Source organism: Pseudoalteromonas sp. Hal040 (assembly GCF_037162425.1).
Lineage (GTDB): Bacteria > Pseudomonadota > Gammaproteobacteria > Enterobacterales > Alteromonadaceae > Pseudoalteromonas > Pseudoalteromonas gelatinilytica.
In genome coordinates, this window is sequence record NZ_JARLUU010000001.1 from 3,078,576 (window position 1) to 3,097,068 (window position 18,493).

General features: G+C 42.3%; 21 protein-coding genes and 2 pseudogenes. 10 read left to right on the plus strand and 13 right to left on the minus strand.

The genetic code is table 11. From position 1 onward, the window contains the following. Positions 1-40: 40 nt before the first annotated feature. The 3 genes from P4S60_RS14250 to petA are packed head-to-tail and all read right to left on the minus strand — an operon-like array spanning position 41 to position 2,630. A complete protein-coding gene (locus tag P4S60_RS14250; RefSeq protein WP_337116386.1) occupies positions 41-778 on the minus strand; it encodes a cytochrome c1 in 738 nt (245 codons plus the stop codon). Beyond that, complete coding sequence (locus P4S60_RS14255) at positions 775-2,040, minus strand: cytochrome b (protein WP_337116387.1); 1,266 nt, start codon at positions 2,038-2,040, stop codon at positions 775-777. The genes P4S60_RS14250 and P4S60_RS14255 overlap by 4 nt, the downstream gene beginning before the upstream one ends. After that, the gene (gene petA, locus P4S60_RS14260; protein ID WP_063702692.1) at positions 2,040-2,630 is read right to left on the minus strand and encodes a ubiquinol-cytochrome c reductase iron-sulfur subunit; all 591 of its coding nucleotides are present in this window, start codon (positions 2,628-2,630) and stop codon (positions 2,040-2,042) included. Before petA ends, P4S60_RS14255 begins: the two co-directional genes overlap by 1 nt. Positions 2,631-3,068: 438 nt before the next feature. Between petA and P4S60_RS14265 the strand changes: the two genes are divergently transcribed. Beyond that, a complete protein-coding gene (locus P4S60_RS14265) occupies positions 3,069-3,491 on the plus strand; it encodes a hypothetical protein (protein WP_337116388.1) in 423 nt (140 codons plus the stop codon). Between the two features lie 111 nt (positions 3,492-3,602). Here P4S60_RS14265 and rpsI read toward each other — a convergent pair whose 3' ends face one another. The 3 genes from rpsI to zapE all read right to left on the minus strand — a co-directional run bounded on the left by rpsI (position 3,603) and on the right by zapE (position 5,910). Further along, complete coding sequence (rpsI, locus tag P4S60_RS14270; protein ID WP_095209788.1) at positions 3,603-3,995, minus strand: 30S ribosomal protein S9; 393 nt, start codon at positions 3,993-3,995, stop codon at positions 3,603-3,605. 8 nt (positions 3,996-4,003) lie between these two features. Continuing rightward, positions 4,004-4,432 (minus strand): 50S ribosomal protein L13, encoded by a 429-nt coding sequence (gene rplM / locus P4S60_RS14275; RefSeq protein ID WP_062568574.1) that lies wholly within the window; start codon positions 4,430-4,432, stop codon positions 4,004-4,006. 389 nt (positions 4,433-4,821) lie between these two features. Further along, the gene (zapE, locus tag P4S60_RS14280) at positions 4,822-5,910 is read right to left on the minus strand and encodes a cell division protein ZapE (protein ID WP_337116389.1); all 1,089 of its coding nucleotides are present in this window, start codon (positions 5,908-5,910) and stop codon (positions 4,822-4,824) included. 168 nt (positions 5,911-6,078) lie between these two features. On the opposite strand from zapE, the gene P4S60_RS14285 reads away from it, so the two are divergent. The 3 genes and pseudogenes from P4S60_RS14285 to P4S60_RS14295 all read left to right on the plus strand — a co-directional run bounded on the left by P4S60_RS14285 (position 6,079) and on the right by P4S60_RS14295 (position 9,178). After that, positions 6,079-6,522, plus strand: a complete 444-nt coding sequence (locus P4S60_RS14285) for a YhcB family protein (RefSeq protein ID WP_063702694.1) — start codon at positions 6,079-6,081, stop codon at positions 6,520-6,522. Positions 6,523-6,644: 122 nt separating this feature from the next. Beyond that, positions 6,645-7,998: pseudogene (locus P4S60_RS14290) on the plus strand (Do family serine endopeptidase). 98 nt (positions 7,999-8,096) lie between these two features. Beyond that, positions 8,097-9,178: pseudogene (locus P4S60_RS14295) on the plus strand (trypsin-like peptidase domain-containing protein). Between the two features lie 65 nt (positions 9,179-9,243). On the opposite strand, the gene murA reads toward P4S60_RS14295, so the two are convergent. From murA to P4S60_RS14330, 7 genes are read right to left on the minus strand one after another with little or no spacing between them, the layout of a single operon-like run. Beyond that, positions 9,244-10,503 carry a UDP-N-acetylglucosamine 1-carboxyvinyltransferase gene (gene murA, locus P4S60_RS14300; RefSeq protein ID WP_337116390.1) on the minus strand — a complete coding sequence of 420 codons (1,260 nt, stop codon included), beginning with the start codon at positions 10,501-10,503 and terminating at the stop codon, positions 9,244-9,246. 15 nt (positions 10,504-10,518) lie between these two features. Next, entirely contained in the window at positions 10,519-10,776 is a 258-nt protein-coding gene (locus P4S60_RS14305; protein ID WP_054554171.1) for a BolA family protein, read from the minus strand. A 5-nt stretch (positions 10,777-10,781) separates the two neighbouring features. After that, positions 10,782-11,075 (minus strand): STAS domain-containing protein, encoded by a 294-nt coding sequence (locus P4S60_RS14310; protein WP_054561094.1) that lies wholly within the window; start codon positions 11,073-11,075, stop codon positions 10,782-10,784. Further along, entirely contained in the window at positions 11,068-11,745 is a 678-nt protein-coding gene (locus P4S60_RS14315) for an MlaC/ttg2D family ABC transporter substrate-binding protein (RefSeq protein WP_217875677.1), read from the minus strand. The genes P4S60_RS14310 and P4S60_RS14315 overlap by 8 nt, the downstream gene beginning before the upstream one ends. A 2-nt stretch (positions 11,746-11,747) precedes the next feature. Continuing rightward, positions 11,748-12,296, minus strand: a complete 549-nt coding sequence (gene mlaD, locus P4S60_RS14320) for an outer membrane lipid asymmetry maintenance protein MlaD (RefSeq protein WP_337116391.1) — start codon at positions 12,294-12,296, stop codon at positions 11,748-11,750. A gap of 13 nt (positions 12,297-12,309) precedes the next feature. After that, complete coding sequence (gene mlaE, locus P4S60_RS14325) at positions 12,310-13,089, minus strand: lipid asymmetry maintenance ABC transporter permease subunit MlaE (protein ID WP_063702710.1); 780 nt, start codon at positions 13,087-13,089, stop codon at positions 12,310-12,312. After that, on the minus strand, positions 13,082-13,900 hold the full coding sequence (locus P4S60_RS14330; RefSeq protein WP_082401555.1) for an ATP-binding cassette domain-containing protein: 819 nt from the start codon (positions 13,898-13,900) through the stop codon (positions 13,082-13,084). Before P4S60_RS14330 ends, mlaE begins: the two co-directional genes overlap by 8 nt. 248 nt (positions 13,901-14,148) lie before the next feature. Between P4S60_RS14330 and P4S60_RS14335 the strand changes: the two genes are divergently transcribed. From P4S60_RS14335 to lptB, 6 genes are read left to right on the plus strand one after another with little or no spacing between them, the layout of a single operon-like run. Then, positions 14,149-15,117 carry a calcium/sodium antiporter gene (locus P4S60_RS14335; RefSeq protein WP_063702712.1) on the plus strand — a complete coding sequence of 323 codons (969 nt, stop codon included), beginning with the start codon at positions 14,149-14,151 and terminating at the stop codon, positions 15,115-15,117. A gap of 3 nt (positions 15,118-15,120) precedes the next feature. Further along, positions 15,121-16,092: a KpsF/GutQ family sugar-phosphate isomerase gene (locus P4S60_RS14340; RefSeq protein WP_063702714.1), complete on the plus strand. Its 972-nt coding sequence runs from the start codon at positions 15,121-15,123 to the stop codon at positions 16,090-16,092. Positions 16,093-16,095: 3 nt separating this feature from the next. Then, positions 16,096-16,647 carry a 3-deoxy-manno-octulosonate-8-phosphatase KdsC gene (kdsC, locus tag P4S60_RS14345; protein ID WP_063702715.1) on the plus strand — a complete coding sequence of 184 codons (552 nt, stop codon included), beginning with the start codon at positions 16,096-16,098 and terminating at the stop codon, positions 16,645-16,647. After that, on the plus strand, positions 16,644-17,198 hold the full coding sequence (gene lptC, locus P4S60_RS14350; RefSeq protein WP_063702717.1) for an LPS export ABC transporter periplasmic protein LptC: 555 nt from the start codon (positions 16,644-16,646) through the stop codon (positions 17,196-17,198). The genes kdsC and lptC overlap by 4 nt, the downstream gene beginning before the upstream one ends. Beyond that, positions 17,188-17,709 (plus strand): lipopolysaccharide transport periplasmic protein LptA, encoded by a 522-nt coding sequence (gene lptA, locus P4S60_RS14355; protein ID WP_337116393.1) that lies wholly within the window; start codon positions 17,188-17,190, stop codon positions 17,707-17,709. The genes lptC and lptA overlap by 11 nt, the downstream gene beginning before the upstream one ends. Continuing rightward, positions 17,706-18,431 carry an LPS export ABC transporter ATP-binding protein gene (gene lptB / locus P4S60_RS14360; RefSeq protein ID WP_337116394.1) on the plus strand — a complete coding sequence of 242 codons (726 nt, stop codon included), beginning with the start codon at positions 17,706-17,708 and terminating at the stop codon, positions 18,429-18,431. Before lptA ends, lptB begins: the two co-directional genes overlap by 4 nt. The last annotated feature ends 62 nt before the right edge of the window (positions 18,432-18,493 follow it).

The following is an 18,493-nucleotide window of genomic DNA, read 5'->3' on the forward strand; positions in this document are numbered from 1 at the left end:
TAAGCCCCTATTACAAAATTACCTTTCAAAATGCCCAGGATTAGTGAACATCTCTCCAGTATTCTTTCTTCAGCATGAATGCCAAGATAAATAGAATCACTAGGAAACCAATTACCTTAATACCTATCGCTTCTGACTCTAAACGTGACGGCTCGCCAACGTAAGCTAAGAAGTTAGTTAGGTCGCGAGCAGCGCGATCGTACTCGTCGTCACTCATTTCACCAGAACCATCTGTTTCAGTGCCAACAACTTTAGTCACTGTGTGACCATGTTCTTCGACTTCTTCAGTGATTGGTGTTGGTAAACCTTGTAGTTCTTGAAGAACGTGTGGCATACCTACCGATGGGAAAACAACGTTGTTTACGCCAAACGGACGAGATTCATCTTTATAGAATGACTTCAGGTAAGTGTAGATCCAGTCAGTACCACGAACTCGCGCTACAAGCGTAAGATCCGGTGGCGTCGCGCCAAACCATTTAGCTGCGTCATCTTTAGCAATCGCATTCTTGATGTGGCTACCTACTTTAGAGCCATCAAAAATTAGCTGCTCTTGACCAATCTCAGTAGGAATACCGATATCGCGGAACGTACGCTCATAACGTTGATACTGCATTTGGTGACAACCAAGACAGTAGTTCATGAACAATTTAGCACCACGTTGTAAAGACGCGTTGTCTTTCAGGTCAATGTTCGCATCCATTAAAGGAACCGAAGGACCTGCTGCCATTGTCAACGATGGCAACAATGCGAATAAACCGATAATTAGCTTTTTCATCATTTCGTCAACCTCGTTGGTAATGGCTTAGTTTTCTCATTCTTGCTGTAAAAGAATAACAATACGAAGAACATGAAGTATGTCACAGTCGTGATTTGTGATAACAGCGTTTTGAAATCAGTTTGTGGTGTAGCACCAACCCAACCCAAGATAACGAACGTTACCACGAATTGTGCGATGTTAAGTTTATGGAAACCACAACGATAACGAATAGAGCGAACCGAACCACGGTCAATCCAAGGTAGTAACGCAAGCACTACGATAGATGCACCCATCGCGATAACACCGATTAGTTTATCTGGGATAGCGCGCAGAATCGCATAGAATGGTGTAAAGTACCAAACAGGGAAAATGTGCTCTGGTGTTTTCAGTGGGTTAGCAGCTTCGAAGTTTGGTCCTTCTAAGAAGAAACCATTCATCGCAGGCATAAAGAACACAACCCAACAGAATAAGATTAAGAAACCAACCACACCCACAATATCTTTCACTGTGTAGTAAGGGTGGAACGGGATTGCATCAACAATGTCTTTCTTGTTGGTGTAATACTCGTGGAATTTAAATTTAGGCTTATCTTCTTCAGCAACAGTGCCTTTCTTACGCTTGATTTCAACACCGTCTGGGTTGTTTGAACCCACTTCGTGTAGTGCAACAATGTGTAAGAATACTAAGATAACGATTACTAAAGGTAATGCAATTACGTGTAGTGCAAAGAAGCGGTTAAGCGTAGCACCAGAAATTACGTAGTCACCACGGATCCAAAGCGTTAAGTCATCACCAATTACCGGAATCGCACCGAATAGTGAAATGATTACCTGTGCACCCCAGAAAGACATTTGTCCCCAAGGAAGTAAGTAACCCATGAAAGCTTCAGCCATAAGCGCTAAGAAGATGAACATACCGAATAACCACAGTAGTTCACGTGGTTTTTGGTAAGAACCGTAGATCATGCCACGGAACATGTGCAGATATACAACGATAAAGAACGCTGATGCACCTGTTGAGTGAAGGTAACGTAGTAACCAACCGTATTCAACATCACGCATGATGTATTCTACCGATGCGAAAGCACCTTCAGCAGACGGTACGAAGTTCATTGTTAACCAGATACCAGTTACGATTTGGTTAACAAGTACTAACATGGCTAGTGAGCCAAAGAAGTACCAGAAGTTAAAGTTTTTTGGTGCTGGATACTGTGCAATGTGCATGTTCCAAACACGTGTCATTGGAATACGATCGTCGATCCAACCAATAATTTTACCAAACATTACGCCACTCCTTTTTCTTCACCGACTAGAATAGTCGTGTCATCAAGGAAGGTATACGGAGGGATTTCTAGATTTAATGGTGCAGGTACAGATTGGAATACACGACCAGCCATATCAAATTTAGAACCATGACACGGACAGAAGAAACCGTCGTCTGTGCCCTCTACTTTTTCACCAAAGCCGCCTTGTAGGAAGCTAGGAGAACAACCTAAGTGCGTACAAATACCAACAGCAACGAAGATCTCAGGACGTTGAGAACGGTATTCGTTTGTTGATGATTCAGGTTGTTGAGGCTCTTCAGATGCAGGATCACGAAGTTGACCTTCATGTTCTTTCATCTGTTCAAGCATTTTTGGTGTACGATTAATAACCCAAACAGGTTTTCCTCGCCACTCAACACGTATTAATTGCCCTGGCTCAAGCTTGCTGATATCTACTTCTACAGGCGCACCCGCAGATTTAGCTCGCTCACTTGGATTCCAAGACGCAATAAAAGGAACAGCAGCCCCAGCCGCACCAACACCACCAACAACAGAGGTAGCTATGGTTAAAAAGCGACGTCGGCCATTGTCTACAGGCGCATTGCTCATCCACTTATCTCCACTATGATTCCCAACACTTGCCATATTGAGAACATCAGTTACAGCAGGTTAATTTTTAGAAATTTCAAAATAGACGCGATCATAATTAAAACCCTTGATTAAAACAAGGTTATTCACAGTCTCATGCTCGAATAAACCCGATTTAATGAATTATTAATTTAGGTTAGCTCGAGTATGAAGCCGCTGGTTATGATAACGCATATAAAAAACAATATACTGACCAAGATCAACCTCACTAAGAGGAAACAGAATTCTGCATTAGCTGTTGTTGAACTCACTCACATTACTTGCCCCCCAATTGTAGCAAAAAATTTCATCAATTAACTGATGGATTTAAGCTAATTTTGCTAAATCTTGAAGTTTTTTTACTGTTATACGTACTAATTATTAACAGTGGTTAAATATCGAACGAAAAAAGGTAGGGTTTTGCGCTTCAGCTATCAGCTATCAGCTATCAGCTATCAGCTATCAGCTATCAGCTATCAGCTATCAGCTATCAGCTATCAGCTATCAGCTATCAGCTATCAGCTATCAGCTATCAGCTATCAGCTATCAGCTATCAGCTATCAGCTATCAGCTATCAGCTATCAGCTATCAGCTATCAGCTATCAGCTATCAGCTATCAGCTATCAGCTATCAGCTATCAGCTATCAGCTATCAGCTATCAGCTATCAGCTATCAGCTATCAGCTATCAGCTATCAGCTATCAGCTATCAGCTATCAGCTATCAGCTATCAGCTATCAGCTATCAGCTATCAGCTATCAGCTATCAGCTATCAGCTATCAGCTATCAGCTATCAAAAGCTTAAAAAATCGAAAAATGAATGTAAAGCTACTTCAGTTCATTGACACAAATAACTAAATCCCTATCTCGATCAGCTAAAAACTGAAAGCTGACAGCTCTAAAAAACAAAAAACCCAGCCGGAGCTGGGTTTTTGGTATTCTGATAAACGTAAATATTAACGTTTTGAGAATTGTGGACGCTTACGTGCTTTCTTAAGACCCACTTTCTTACGCTCAACTTTACGTGCATCACGTGTAACGAAACCTGCTTTACGAAGTGTAGGACGTAGAGACTCGTCAAACTCCATAAGTGCACGAGTGATACCGTGACGGATAGCACCAGCTTGACCAGTAGTACCACCACCAGAAACAGTGATGTGTAGGTCAAACTTTTCAGTCATTTCTACGTGCTCTAATGCTTGACGAACAACCATGCGAGCAGTTTCACGACCGAAGTACTCTTCTAGAGAGCGCTTGTTGATTACGATGTTACCAGTGCCTGGGCGTAAGAATACGCGAGCACTTGAACTTTTACGACGACCTGTACCGTAGTATTGATTTGCCATGATAGTGCTCCTTAAATGTCTAGAACCTGAGGCTGTTGTGCAGCATGGTTGTGCTCAGTACCTGCGTAAACTTTAAGTTTACGGTACATAGCGCGGCCTAAAGGACCACGTGGCAACATGCCTTTAACAGCTTTTTCGATGATCATTTCAGGCTTTGCAGCTTGAAGCTTGTCGAAAGTAGTAGACTTAAGACCACCTGGGAAACCAGTGTGTGCGTGGTACATTTTGTCTTTTGCTTTATTACCAGTAACAGTAACTTTCTCTGCGTTGATAACGATGATGTAATCACCTGTATCTACGTGAGGAGTGTACTCAGCTTTATGCTTACCGCGTAGGCGACGAGCGATTTCAGTAGCGATGCGACCTAAAGTTTTACCTTCAGCGTCAACTACGTACCAGTCACGTTTTACTGTTTCTGGCTTAGCAACAAACGTTTTCATTTATTAAAATCCAATGTTTTTTAATTTAAAACCACAGGTAATTATTATTAATTACCGCTCTAAGTTGAATGCTTTAACCCCTTCGAGTTTAAGACTTTGAGCCGTCAATTAGAGGCTAAACTAATATCTGGCAATAGAACGCAACGTGGCAGACGCGGGAGTATACCAGCACTTAAACCACATTGCTATATGATGGTTGTTTTTTATTCTAAAAAAACAGAAGTCAGAAGTCAGAAGTCAGAAGTCAGAAGTCAGAAGTCAGAAGTCAGAAGTCTGACTAAATAAAAACCATTAGAAAATGGATGCAAAGCTATTATTGTTCAAAACACAAATAATTAAGCCATCTTCTCGGTCAGCTAAAAACTAACGACTAAAATCTGACAACTTGACTAAGCTAGATGCTCTTTAGCTAGATATTCTAGCGATTGCATTTCTTGTAGTCGACTAATACAACGCTTAAATTCAAAATTTAAGTTACCTTCGCTGTACAGCTCAGTAATTGGCTTTTCTGCAGAGATAATCAAGGTTACATGACGCTCGTAGAATTCGTCCACTAATGCGATAAAACGACGTGCCGCATCATCATTGGCTTGACCAAGTGCTTTTACGTTCGACAAAATGACCGTGTTATAGAGTCGGCTTATTTCCATGTAGTCAACTTGGCTGCGAGCTGTTTCGCACAATTCGCTAAAATCAAACATAGCAATACAGTCTGACACTTTACGGGTTTTGATCATACGCCCTTCAATTTCGATAGCTTTGTCGAGCACACCCGGCTCTGGCGACAGCTTATCGAAATAATCAAATAAGTTATCATCAGCTTGCTTATCAAGCGGGCTATGGAAAATTTCAGCTTGCTCTAGGGTACGTAAGCGATAATCAACACCCGAATCCACATTAACAATCTCAGTGTTGGCTTTTACCAATTCAATCGCTGGTAAAAAACGCGCCCGTTGTAAACCGTTTCGATACAGCTCATCAGGCACAATGTTTGATGTCGCAACTAGCACGATACGGCGCTCAAATAAGGCTTCCATCAAACCACCTAGCAGCATTGCATCTGTGATATCTTGCACAAAAAATTCATCGAAACAGATAATGTCTGTTTCAGATTTAAAAATATCTGCAACCACATTTAATGGGTTACTGGTATTTTTCAACTTTTTAAGCTCATCGTGCACGCGATGCATAAAACGGTGAAAGTGCACACGCATTTTACGGTCAGTGGGTAAAGCTTCGTAGAAAGTATCAACTAAATAGGTCTTACCTCTGCCTACTCCGCCCCAAAAATACAGCCCTTTTATACTCGGCGTGCTATCTTTAGAGAATAGTTTGGCAAACCATCCCTTCGCGGCGGGTTTGTCTGCCGTTAGGTCATCATAGAGTCTTTGCAAATGGCGCACTGCATTTTCTTGCGCTGCATCATGTACGAAGTCTTCACGTTGTAAATCTTGTTGGTATTTCTGCCAAGGAGTCATAGGTCGTTACAATAAAACACAGTTAAATTTGCACAGTATATTAACACGCATCGTATCTCAGGGTATATTAACCCGCAGTATGATTTCACAATCAAATTAAGCATATTTTAATAATGATTGGACTATAAAGTATTTGTTTTTGTTATTTTTTCCCAAAGGGGTAGGTTTATGGGCACAATTACCTGGGTAGGTATTCTAATTATCGTTGCAATTTCAGCATTCTTCATTGGTGCTTTTGTAACCAAAAAACAATTTAAGCAAGACGAACTAGAACAACAAGTCGAGCAAGCAAACAATGCACTTGAGCAATACCGCCAAGATGTAGCTGATCACCTAGCAAGCACAGGTAAACTAGTATCTAAAATGAAAGATAACTACGACCAGCTGCTAAACCATGTAGAAGAAACAAACAAACTATTACTTGCTGATAAAAAACAGCACCCAAATGAGCCTTTCTTTTCTAAAGAAACGACTGAGCAACTACAAAACTCACTGCAAGACCGCAGAGGGGATCGTTCAAGCGCAGAAGCTCAGCCTGCTGACTATGTTGTCGGTGAAACAGGATTATTTACCGGTTCACAGAAAGTTTCAGAACATTCTAAAGCCTCTTGATGAACTTTTTTTGACCCCATAGTCTTTAGATATAACAGCTTTATATCTAAACCAAGAAAAGGGCTGCTTATGCAGCCCTTTTTAGTTTTTGCTTTATCTCTGAAGTGGAGTAAACCCAGACTATGAAAATGAAATTATCTGTTATCAGTGCTGCTATTTTATCTTCAAGCTTATTATTAAGCCCTGCAATTTCAATGGCAAAACTTCCTGTTGCTGTTAATGGTCAACAATTGCCAACCCTCGCGCCTATGCTTGAACAAATCACACCGGGTGTAGTGAGTATTCAAGTATCAGGTTCAAAAGAAGTCCGCCGCCGCGCGACACCATTTGATGATTTTTTTGGTGTTCCTCGTGGGGGCAGTCAAAAGCGTGAATTTAGTGGCCTAGGCTCAGGTGTGATCATTGATGCTAAAGAAGGTTACGTGGTAACTAATAACCATGTTATCGAAGATGCCGAAAAAATGGTGGTAACCTTAGAGGATGGCCGAGAATACGAAGCGACCAAAATTGGTAGCGATAAAGAATCAGACATTGCTTTACTACAAATTGATGCTGAAGATTTAACGGCGCTTAAAATTGCCGATTCAGATCAATTACGTGTAGGTGATTTTGCTGTGGCCATTGGTAACCCATTTGGTTTAAGTCACACAGTAACATCCGGTATCGTCAGTGCCCTTGGCCGCGACTGGTTTAAATATAGAAGGTTATGAAGACTTTATTCAAACCGATGCCGCTATCAACCAAGGTAACTCAGGCGGTGCGTTAGTAAATCTTAATGGTGAGCTTATCGGTATTAACACCGCTATTTTAGGCGCATCTGGTGGTAACGTGGGGATCGGCTTTGCAATTCCATCTACCATGATGAAAAACCTAGTTGACCAAATTATCGAACACGGCGAAGTGCGTCGTGGCTCATTAGGTATTTCGGGTCGCCCACTTGACGCTGGCCTTGCTAAAGCACAACAGCTTGACGTAAAACAAGGCGCTTACGTTATGCAAGTAATGGATGATACTGCAGCAAGCAAAGCGGGTATCAAAGCCGGTGATGTAATTATTAGCGTCGATGGCACTGAAATTAGTGGTTTCCATGAACTGCGCAGTAAAATTGCCACCCTTGGTGAAGGCAAAAAAGTGAAACTTGGCCTTTATCGAGATGGTAAAGTGAAAACCGTTAGTGTCACTCTAGATGGTGCATCAGCAACCACTGCTGCTGGCGAAGAGACACACCCAGCATTCCAAGGTGCAACCCTAGAAAATACACAAAAGAGTGATGGTAAAGGTGTTGAAGTAACCGGTGTTGAAGCACGCTCTCCTGCTGCTCGTGTTGGCCTTGAAGAAGGTGACGTGATCATGCAAGTGAACCGTCAACGTGTTGAAACAATTCGCGACATGAACAAGATCATCGAAAATACCAAAGGTAACATAGTACTAGGTGTTAAACGTGGTAGAGAGCTTGTTTTCGTACTTATTCAGTAAACCTAGTTGATAAATCATGAAAAAATAACAGCGGTGCTTGCCGCTGTTATTTTTTTTGTGCCATCATTAAGGGATTGCTCATTGATAATAAGAATACCGTGCTAAAACTTTTTAAATTTATTCTTCCCCCGCTTTTCACTGGTTTAGGCATTGCCTTTTTAGTGGTGTTATTTAACCCAAGTCTTCGTAGCACGCTATTACCGAGTATGAATCTACCCGCGCCGATGTCTTCTGAGCATATGAGCTTTGCTGATGCGGTACAAAAAGCAGCGCCGTCGGTTGTTACTATTTTTTCAGAAAGCATTTCGAATCAACCTCGCTATAAACGTCAAAATACCGTTCAAGCCCTTGGTTCAGGCGTTATCATGACTCAAGACGGTTATATTCTGACTAACTACCATGTGATCAAAAATGCCGATCTCATTATTGTCACGCTGGCTGATGGTCGTCGTTTTTATGATGTACAAGTGATTGGCTTTGATACCCAAACAGATTTAGCACTTTTAAAAATCAGCGCAGAACATTTACCTAAAATTCCTGTTAACGATAGCTTCAAACCCCGTGTTGGCGATGTTGTATTAGCGATTGGTAACCCACTTAATTTAGGTCAAACCATCACTCAAGGTATTATCAGTGCAACAGGGAAGCAAAACTTAATCGACAGCCCTTACAGTAGCCTTTTACAAATGGATGCTGCGATTAACGTAGGTAACTCAGGGGGGCGCTTGTCAATTCACGAGGTGACTTAGTAGGTATCACTTCGGCACAATTTAAAACCCATGAGAACCTCGATATTCAAGGTATCTTCTTTGCAGTGCCTTACTCGATAGCCAAAGATGTGATGGATAAACTAATAAAGCATGGCCGTGTAGTCCGTGGCTATTTAGGCTTTAGTGGCACAGGCATTGATAGCACAGGTAAAGATGTTAGCGATAACTTTACGCCTGTTGCAGGTATGCGTATCTCGCAGCTTGATCCATTTGGCCCAGCTTGGAAAGCCGGTATTAGAGAAACCGACATTGTGATTAAAATTGGCGGTATTGCTGTTGCAAACCCACAACAAGTACTCGAAAAATTAGCGAATACAGAACCAGGCAAAGAACTCGAATTTGAGATTTACCGCGATGGCAAAATCTTAAAAGTAATGGTGACTGTTGCAGAACTCGAAGACGAGCAGTAGTTACTGGTAATACAGATACAAAAAAAGGCCTAACAAATGTTAGGCCTTTTTATAAGTCTTAGCGATTAGCTTGAACGGCGCTTGATATTAGCACCCAGCGCACTCAGCTTATCTTCAATGCGTTGATAACCACGGTCTACGTGATAGATGCGGTCAACAATAGTCTCACCTTGAGCAACGATGCCAGTAAGAATTAAACTTGCAGATGCACGTAGATCAGTTGCCATTACCTGCGCACCCGATAAGCGTTCTGTATCACCACAAATTGCCGTATTCCCTTCTAAGCGAATGTTAGCACCCATACGCTGTAATTCAGGCACGTGCATAAAACGGTTTTCGAAAATCGTTTCTGTGATGGTCGCACTGCCCTTCGCTACCACATTCAAAGCTGTAAATTGCGCTTGCATATCGGTAGGGAAACCTGGGTGTGGCATCGTTTTGATATTCACTGCCTTTAACTCACGGCCACGCATATCGAGGTAAATGCTGTTATCTGTGACTTCAACCAAGGCATTGGTAGCGCGTAGCTTTTCAATCACAGGATCAAGACTATGGTGATCTGTATTTTTACAAAGCACTTCACCGCCAGCCATTGCCGCCGCAACCAAGAAGGTACCTGTTTCAATGCGATCGGGAAGAATGCTGTACTCACAACCCGAGAGTGACTCAACACCTTCAATTTCGATACGGCTAGTGCCGGCACCGCTGATCTTCGCACCCATCGCAATTAAGCAATTAGCAAGATCGGTAATTTCAGGTTCGCGAGCTGCATTTTCAAGTACTGTTTTACCGTCAGCCAGCGTTGCTGCCATCAGTAAGTTTTCTGTTGCGCCAACACTGACCATCTCCATAAAGATTTCAGCGCCTTTTAAGCGACCATCGACCTTGGCGTTGATGTAACCATTTTCAACCTTGATGATAGCGCCCATGCGCTCAAGACCTTGAATATGGATATCAACTGGGCGGGCACCAATCGCACAACCACCAGGCAGTGACACTTGCGCTTCACCAAAACGGGCAATTAAAGGACCTAAGGCAAGTACTGAGGCACGCATTTGCTTTACCAGCTCGTACGGTGCAAGCGTTTTATCAACCGTCGCGCCATCAATAACGAGCCTGTCTTGCTGCCACTCGACATTCGCGCCCAGTGTTTTTAACAAGGCTTCTGTGGTACCGATATCGCGCAAACGAGGAACATTACTAAAGGTACTTTTGCCCTGCCCTAAAAGCGCAGCAAAAAGAATTGGAAGAGCGGCATTTTTAGCGCCGGAAATAGTGACTTCACCTGCCAGCGAGGTGCCACCTTGAATTACAAATTGATCCATTAGGAGGCCCTGCGACTATTGAGGTAAAATAAATTTTTGTTCGCGTTTCCATTCAGTCGGTGTGAACGCTTTGATAGATACAGCGTGGATTGTACCGTCTGAGATTGTTGACATTAACGGAGCATAAACCAACTGTTGCTTCTTAACGCGAGATAAACCATCAAAACACTCACCAACAGCAATCACTTCGTAGTGGCTACCATTTGCTTTAACAATCACTTCATCTAGTTTTAGTTCGTCGCGTAATAACGTTTCGACTTGGCTTGTTTCCATAAATCTCACTCAAATAGGTTGGTGACCTGACCCAACTGCATTAAATTTTGCAATTGCTCAGGGCTATTTTGCAGTTCAAGGTGAATACCTTGCTGCTTTAATTCTGCGAAAGAGTGAATTAACCAAGCTAAGCCCGCCGTGTCAACCCTAGATAGCCCAGAAAGGTCAAAATACCATGTTTTATGGCTAGAATCTGGCTTTGCGTTCAGAAGGCGTTCACGGCCGATTGAATTTCGAGTCAGTTCACCACTGACCCGAAACTGGTTATCTTCAAGTTGAGTAATCTCGACTTTACTCATCACCACCTTCACCTCTAAATTGCACTGGCAGTTGACTCTTTTGTTCTAGTAAGTCACTAACATAATCTAGACCATGTTGGCGTAAAATACCTTGTAATTCACTTTGTTTAGCATCAAGCAAACTAATACCTTCTGCAATCATATCATACGCGCCCCAGTCACCACTGCGGTCTTCACGTACTTTAAAGTCGATTCTGATATCAGGTTTACCGGCTTCAACAATCTTAGTTTTAACAACCACCACGTCTTGGCCTTTGAAAGGCTGTGGTGGTGCAAACTCAACGCTTTGGTTAGTGTATTGAGTAAATACACCTGCGTAAGTAGCAATTAAATACTTTTGGAAAACGTCAATGAAGCGTTGTAACTCTTTAATGGCCTTTGCTTTTTCCTCTTTATCTTCGATAGCGCGCACCTTTGAAACATGATTACCTAGTACGCGCAGTGCAGCATACTTGTAGTCAATGTAGGGCATTAGCTCTTCTTCTACGATAACGCGTAGATGCTCTTTGTCTTTCGCAATAAGAGGTTGATCTTTAGTAATACGCGCAAAAGTATTATCTGACACTGTACGGACCATTTTGTACGGGTCTTTTAAATCAACCTTAGGTTCAGCGGCTTGTGCGTTTAGGCTAAACAGCACAGCAATACATAATAAAAATTTCTTAAACATAATTATTCACCACCTTGGTTGAATAAGAACTGACCAATTAACTCTTCTAAAACAAGCGCTGATTTTGTATCAGTGATGTAGTCACCGTCTGCAAGCGCTTTGCTTTCAACACCAAATAAATCATCTAGATCTGTATCATGCTCACTGGCTGTTACATCTTCACCCATACAACGTTTTTCTGCAGAGTCTGGAGCGATTACTGGGTTAATACCTAAATACTGCTCACCTAAAATACCTGATGTTAAAATTGAGATTGATGTGGTGTCTGAAAACTTACACAGGTAGTTTGCATCTATCGCCATATTGACCACTGGCACAAATTCTTTCGGGTGAATAAAAATAGATTCAACTCGACCAACAACCACACCACCTACTTTAATCGGCGCTCGCGCTTTTAAAGAGCCAATGTTTTCAAACTTTGCGTTTAGCTGGTAGGTTTCGCCGCTACCACTGATGCCGGCATTCGCAACTTTAAATGCTAATAATGCAAATGCAGCAATACCAAGTGCTACAAAAAAGCCAACTAAAATTTCTAATTTCCGTGAATTCATCTTTATACCCTAATTAGCTGGTAAACATTACCGCTGTTAAAATAAAGTCAAAACCTAATACTGCCAATGACGAGTGCACAACGGTCTCTGTTGTCGCTTTACTGATCCCTTCTGAAGTTGGAACACAGTCGTAGCCTTTGTAAAGTGCAATCCAAGTCACAATCATGGCGAATACAAAACTCTTAATCATGCCGTTCACAATATCTTGTTGAAACGACACTTGCGCTTGCATGATTGACCAGAAGCTTCCGGAGTCAACACCAAGCCAATCAACACCCACTAAATGAGCGCCGATAATAGCAACCGCAGAAAATATTAATGCAAGTAATGGCATACTGATAAAACCAGCCCAAAAACGCGGTGCAATAATGCGTTTAAGTGGATCAATCGCCATCATTTCTAAACTTGATAATTGCTCGGTTGCTTTCATTAAGCCGATTTCAGCGGTAAGCGCACTGCCCGCGCGGCCTGCAAACAGTAATGCGGTTACTACAGGGCCTAACTCACGTAACAAGCTCAATGCCACTAAGGGACCTAAGCTGTCTTCTGCACCATAACCGACCAGCACGGTATAACCTTGCAAGGCAAGCACCATCCCTATAAACAAGCCTGATACCATGATGATTAAAAGAGATTGCGAGCCCACCATATATAATTGGCGAATTAGTAAAGGTGTGCCTTTTTTGAAGTTTGGCATATTCACTAATGCACCAAACAACATTTGAGTAGACCTACCAAGCGCTGCAAAGCGCCCTAGGGTCTTGTGACCTAACTTCTGAAATAGATCAAGCATTGTGCACTCCTAGTAATTCATCATCGTACGCAGGAGCTGGGAAATGGAATGGTACAGGACCATCCGATAAACCATTTAAGAATTGTTGAACAAGTTCAGATTCATGGTTTTGCATTTGCTCTGGTGAACCTTCGCCAATCACCCCTTGATCAGCAATGATGATAACGTGATCAGCAATGCTCATCACCTCAGTAACATCATGGGTCACGATAAGTGATGATAAACCTAACACTTCATTCAGTGATTTAATCAGCTTAACCAGCACACCCATTGAGATAGGATCTTGGCCCGCAAAGGGTTCATCATACATGATAAGTTCTGGATCGAGGGCAATTGAACGTGCCAATGCTGCACGGCGAGCCATACCACCTGAAAGCTCAGATGGCATCAAATCTTGTGCACCACGTAAACCGACGGCCTGTAATTTCATTAAAACGACAAGACGAATTAAATCTTCGCTAAGTTGAGTATGTTCGCGCAAAGGAAAAGCGATATTGTCAAACACTGACATATCGGTAAATAACGCGCCACTTTGAAACAGCATACTCATTTTCGTGCGGGCAGCATAAAGTTCCTTGCGAGTCATGCCAGGAATGCTGTTGCCTTCAAATAAAATGTCACCAGAATCAGGCTTAAGCTGACCGCCAATTAAGCGCAACATGGTGGTTTTACCAATGCCGCTCGGTCCCATGATAGCGGTAATCTTGCCTTTCGGAATGTTAAAACTCATATTTTTATATATGATTCTATCGCCCCGTGAAAAGGTTACATCCTTGATTTCTACTATTGATTGCGACAAGTCGCTCTCCATAACGTTTTTCACTAGTTTTGCCATTTTAAGGGTTTTTTAGTCAAGATGGAAAAAACAAATCGTAAAATTTTGTAATATTTCCTTTCAATAAATTCTAAAGCTAGCTGCAAAGAACTTAACCACCGCTGAAATTTAGTTTCCTCACGACACTGGCTTTATGCTCGCCAGCCCATTCTTTTACTTATACTTTCATGCTCGCTTTTGTTACTATTTGCAGTCATCTGTATAAGTAATGTTGGCGTATCACAATGGTGACTTCTTTTGTCATTTTAATTATTGGTTTTGCAGCGCTCGTTTGGAGTGCTGATCGGTTTGTATATGGGGCGGCTGCACTCGCAAAAAATATGGGGATCCCCACCCTAATCATTGGTTTAACCGTTGTTGCTATGGGTTCATCAGCCCCTGAAATGATGGTGTCTGCATCTGCGGCACTTGCCAATAAAACAGATACCGCTGTTGGTAATGCGGTTGGTTCTAACATTACTAATATCTTACTTGTGCTTGGCGTCACAGCCTTACTTCGTCCCCTTTCCGTGTCATCAATGACATTAAAACGTGAAATGCCATTAGTGCTGTTAATCTCAGTAGCCGCTTGGTATGTATTCTCAGACAACTACTTCTCATTCGCTGAGGGCGTCGCTTTAATGCTTGCGTTTGTGGTGTTTATAGCAGGCCTAGTTATTATCTCTCTGCGTGCCAAAAATCAAGATGACCCCTTTGTTAGCGAAGCATGTGAAGATGTGCCAGACAATGTGAGTACTAAATCTGCCGTGTTTTGGTTAGTCATCGGCATGATTTTATTGCCAATCAGTTCACACTTTTTAGTTGAATCAGCCGTTGATATCGCAAAATACTTTGGCTTATCAGACCTAGTCATTGGTTTAACCATTATTGCTATTGGTACCAGCTTACCTGAGTTGGCAGCCTGTATTGCAGGGGTATTAAAGAACGAAGACGATTTAGCACTTGGCAACATCGTTGGCTCAAACATATTTAACTTACTCGCCGTATTACCTCTTGCGGGTATTATCAACCCATCAATTATTGACCCTTCTGCGGCAAACCGCGATGCACTGATCATGATTGCAGCAACGATTGTATTGATTGCCATGTCATTGAACTTTAAAGGTGCTCGTCGTATCAATAGAGTAGAAGGTGGCTTATTGTTAGTCGCATTTATTGCATATCAGGGCTATATTTTTAGCCAAATAGGATAATCAATGACACAACAAAGCTTTATCGCGCAAGGCAAGCGCGTACTTGAAATTGAAGCACAAGCCTTACAAGAAATTGAGCAATACATTAACCAAGACTTTGATAATGCCTGCCAGCTAATGTACCAATGCACTGGTCGTACTATCGTTATCGGTATGGGTAAATCTGGCCATGTTGGTAATAAAATTGCAGCAACTCTTGCAAGTACCGGCACACCGGCGTTTTTTGTTCACCCAGGTGAAGCAAGCCACGGTGATTTAGGCATGATCACTCGCGATGATGTGGTGATGTGTATTTCAAACTCAGGTGAGACCAGCGAAGTACTCAGCATTATTCCTGTTATTAAGCGCATTGGCGCAAAGATGATTTCATTAACAGGCAACCCTGATTCAACTATGGCCAAGCTGTCTGATGTACATGTATGCATTAAAGTTAGCCAAGAAGCGTGTCCATTAGGTCTAGCACCAACCGCAAGTACTACAGCAACGTTAGTAATGGGTGATGCAATGGCGGTTGCGCTACTTGAAACCCGTGGTTTCACTGCCGACGATTTTGCGCTTTCACACCCAGGTGGTAGCCTAGGTAAGCGTTTATTACTGACATTGAATGATGTGATGCACGCGGGCGATGCCACGCCGATTGTTAGCGAAACACAAAGCATTAAAGATGCACTCATTGAAATGTCTGCCAAAGGCCTTGGTATGACAGCGGTGATTGGTGCGGATGAAAAGTTAGCCGGATTATTCACTGATGGTGACTTACGCCGAATTTTAGAGCAACGTATTGATATTCATAGTACGGCAATTAGCCAAGTGATGACTCGTTCATGCACAACTGCGCGCCCAGATATGCTTGCAGCAGAGGCTTTAAACATTATGGAACGTAAGCGTATCAATGGTTTAATTGTGGTGGATCAAAGCAATACGCCAATTGGTGCCCTTAATATGCAAGACTTATTAAAAGCAGGAGTTCTTTAAGCAATGACATTCGCTGAGCTATACCAGCCACTTAGCCCTGATGTGAGTCAGCGCGCACAAAAAGTAAAATTGCTAATCTGCGATATAGATGGTGTGTTTTCTGATGGCCGCATTTATTTAGGCAATGATGGCGAAGAACTGAAAGCGTTCAATACAAAAGATGGCTTTGGCATCAAAGCGCTTATTAATAGTGGTTTTGACGTCGCGGTGATTACTGGCCGCCATTCACAAATAGTTCAGCAGCGAATGACTAGCCTAACAGTTCAGCACATTTATCAGGGACAAGAAGATAAGCTGATTGCTTATCAAGAGTTAAAAGATAAACTGGCGCTGACAGATGAACAAATTGCCTATATTGGTGATGATGGTCCAGACTTACCAGTAATGGAAAAAGTGGGGTTTGCTGTTGCTGTAAATGATGCACACCCGCTTATTAAAAAGCTGGCTCATTACACCACGTTATTACCGGGTGGCTTTGGAGCCGTGCGTGAATTAACTGATTTACTGATGTTAGAAAACGGCAAGCCGTTAACTAGCGATGGAACCAGCGCATGAATATAGCCCGTATTTTACTGAGTATTGTTTTTGTTTGTTGCATGGTGTGGTTATGGTACCCGTACTTTAATCAATCAACAGACGCAATAAGTAGTGAAGACGAGATCATAGCATCGCCTGATTATACAGCCGTTGCCTTAAAGCAAACTGCGTATGACGAACAAGGCAAAATTAGTCATAAGGTGGCGGCCGCCAAAATGGAGTTGTATCAACAATTAGGGTTTACCTTTTTTGAACAACCAATTTTTACGATTTATGGCGACCAGCAGGTATGGCAAGTAAAAGCCAAAGAAGCCACTTTATACGAAAACGATCAGCTGATTTTTGAAGGGGATGTGGTTGCTAAAAACTTAACCCACAACGGCATGATCGAAGATATTAAAGCTGAAAACATTAATGTCGACATTGATAAAATGACCATGTTTTCTAAGCAACCTGTGACGCTAACGGGACCGAATTTAAAGATTACCGGGAAAGGCTTAAAAGCCGATTTAAAAACCGAAATTGTTGAGTTAACTAACCATACACGAACCATATACTATGACCAATAAACTGAAGAAACTACTCCTGATCCCAAGCTTATTGATCGCGTTTTCGGGCGCGGCTGCTGAGCAAACTGGCGCACAAATTAGCATTAGCTCAGACCGCCAAGTTGGTAAACTAAAAGATGGCGTTGGCATATTCGAAGGTAACGTAGAGATCGTGCATGGTAATCGTCATATTACAGCAGAACGTCTTGAAGCACACGGTGGAGACACCGAAGGCACTGTCGAATTAATTATCGCGACAGGTAATCCTGCTTATTTCGAAGAAAAGCAAGCTGATGGCACCGTAATGAGCGCCAGTGCACAAGAAGTACGTTACGATGTTGCGAAACGCTTCTTAACACTCAATGGCGAAGCTGAAGTCACTCAATCGGGCCAAAAAGTAACGGCTAAAAGCATTACCTACGATATGGCTCAACAGCTGATCAGCGCCGAAAAAGACGAAAACTCAACAGATCGCGTACACACGATCCTAGTTCCAGTTGAAAACAAAAAAGATAACAAAGGCCAACCATGAGCACATTAAAAGCAGAGCTTTTAGCTAAGAGCTACAAAGGCCGCCAAGTGGTTAAAAGTGTAGGCCTTGAAGTTGAAGCTGGCAGCATTGTTGGTTTACTTGGTCCAAATGGCGCAGGTAAAACGACAACCTTCTATATGATTGTAGGCTTAGTACCCAGCGACAAAGGTAAAATCAGCATTGATGATAACGACATTACGCTTTTACCAATGCATAGCCGCGCACGTTTAGGTATTGGTTATCTGCCGCAAGAGTCGTCAATTTTTAGAAAGTTGACGGTTTATCAAAACTTGATGGCAATTTTAGAAACCCGTAAAGATCTAAATAAAACCACCCGCGAAGAAACGCTAAACAGCTTACTCGACGAATTTAGCATTCAACATATCCGTGACAGCCAAGGTATGGCGCTGTCAGGTGGCGAACGCCGCCGCGTTGAAATTGCTCGCGCATTAGCCGCAAATCCTAAATTTATCCTTTTAGATGAGCCTTTTGCTGGTGTTGATCCAATTTCAGTGTTAGATATAAAGAAAATTATTGAGCACCTAAAAAACCGCGGTATTGGGGTACTCATTACTGACCATAATGTTAGAGAAACCCTTGATGTTTGTGAAAAAGCCTACATTGTTTCTCATGGGGAGCTAATTGCATCAGGCACACCTGAGCACGTATTAGCTGACCAAACTGTACGTGATGTATATCTAGGCGAGCAATTCAGGCTGTAACCATTACGCCACCGACTAGAGCATCTGCTAGACTTATAACAATGACAATAAATCGATAATGA

What these genes read in the sequence shown, in the direction of transcription:
- P4S60_RS14250 (WP_337116386.1), bottom strand. Translation starts at nt 778, where the DNA reads ATGATGAAAAAGCTAATTATCGGTTTATTCGCATTGTTGCCATCGTTG.
- P4S60_RS14255 (WP_337116387.1), bottom strand. Translation starts at nt 2,040, where the DNA reads ATGTTTGGTAAAATTATTGGTTGGATCGACGATCGTATTCCAATGACA.
- petA (WP_063702692.1), bottom strand. Translation starts at nt 2,630, where the DNA reads ATGAGCAATGCGCCTGTAGACAATGGCCGACGTCGCTTTTTAACCATA.
- rplM (WP_062568574.1), bottom strand. Translation starts at nt 4,432, where the DNA reads ATGAAAACGTTTGTTGCTAAGCCAGAAACAGTAAAACGTGACTGGTAC.
- zapE (WP_337116389.1), bottom strand. Translation starts at nt 5,910, where the DNA reads ATGACTCCTTGGCAGAAATACCAACAAGATTTACAACGTGAAGACTTC.
- P4S60_RS14285 (WP_063702694.1), top strand. Translation starts at nt 6,079, where the DNA reads ATGGGCACAATTACCTGGGTAGGTATTCTAATTATCGTTGCAATTTCA.
- murA (WP_337116390.1), bottom strand. Translation starts at nt 10,503, where the DNA reads ATGGATCAATTTGTAATTCAAGGTGGCACCTCGCTGGCAGGTGAAGTC.
- P4S60_RS14305 (WP_054554171.1), bottom strand. Translation starts at nt 10,776, where the DNA reads ATGGAAACAAGCCAAGTCGAAACGTTATTACGCGACGAACTAAAACTA.
- P4S60_RS14310 (WP_054561094.1), bottom strand. Translation starts at nt 11,075, where the DNA reads ATGAGTAAAGTCGAGATTACTCAACTTGAAGATAACCAGTTTCGGGTC.
- P4S60_RS14315 (WP_217875677.1), bottom strand. Translation starts at nt 11,745, where the DNA reads ATGTTTAAGAAATTTTTATTATGTATTGCTGTGCTGTTTAGCCTAAAC.
- mlaD (WP_337116391.1), bottom strand. Translation starts at nt 12,296, where the DNA reads ATGAATTCACGGAAATTAGAAATTTTAGTTGGCTTTTTTGTAGCACTT.
- mlaE (WP_063702710.1), bottom strand. Translation starts at nt 13,089, where the DNA reads ATGCTTGATCTATTTCAGAAGTTAGGTCACAAGACCCTAGGGCGCTTT.
- P4S60_RS14330 (WP_082401555.1), bottom strand. Translation starts at nt 13,900, where the DNA reads ATGGAGAGCGACTTGTCGCAATCAATAGTAGAAATCAAGGATGTAACC.
- P4S60_RS14335 (WP_063702712.1), top strand. Translation starts at nt 14,149, where the DNA reads ATGGTGACTTCTTTTGTCATTTTAATTATTGGTTTTGCAGCGCTCGTT.
- P4S60_RS14340 (WP_063702714.1), top strand. Translation starts at nt 15,121, where the DNA reads ATGACACAACAAAGCTTTATCGCGCAAGGCAAGCGCGTACTTGAAATT.
- kdsC (WP_063702715.1), top strand. Translation starts at nt 16,096, where the DNA reads ATGACATTCGCTGAGCTATACCAGCCACTTAGCCCTGATGTGAGTCAG.
- lptC (WP_063702717.1), top strand. Translation starts at nt 16,644, where the DNA reads ATGAATATAGCCCGTATTTTACTGAGTATTGTTTTTGTTTGTTGCATG.
- lptA (WP_337116393.1), top strand. Translation starts at nt 17,188, where the DNA reads ATGACCAATAAACTGAAGAAACTACTCCTGATCCCAAGCTTATTGATC.
- lptB (WP_337116394.1), top strand. Translation starts at nt 17,706, where the DNA reads ATGAGCACATTAAAAGCAGAGCTTTTAGCTAAGAGCTACAAAGGCCGC.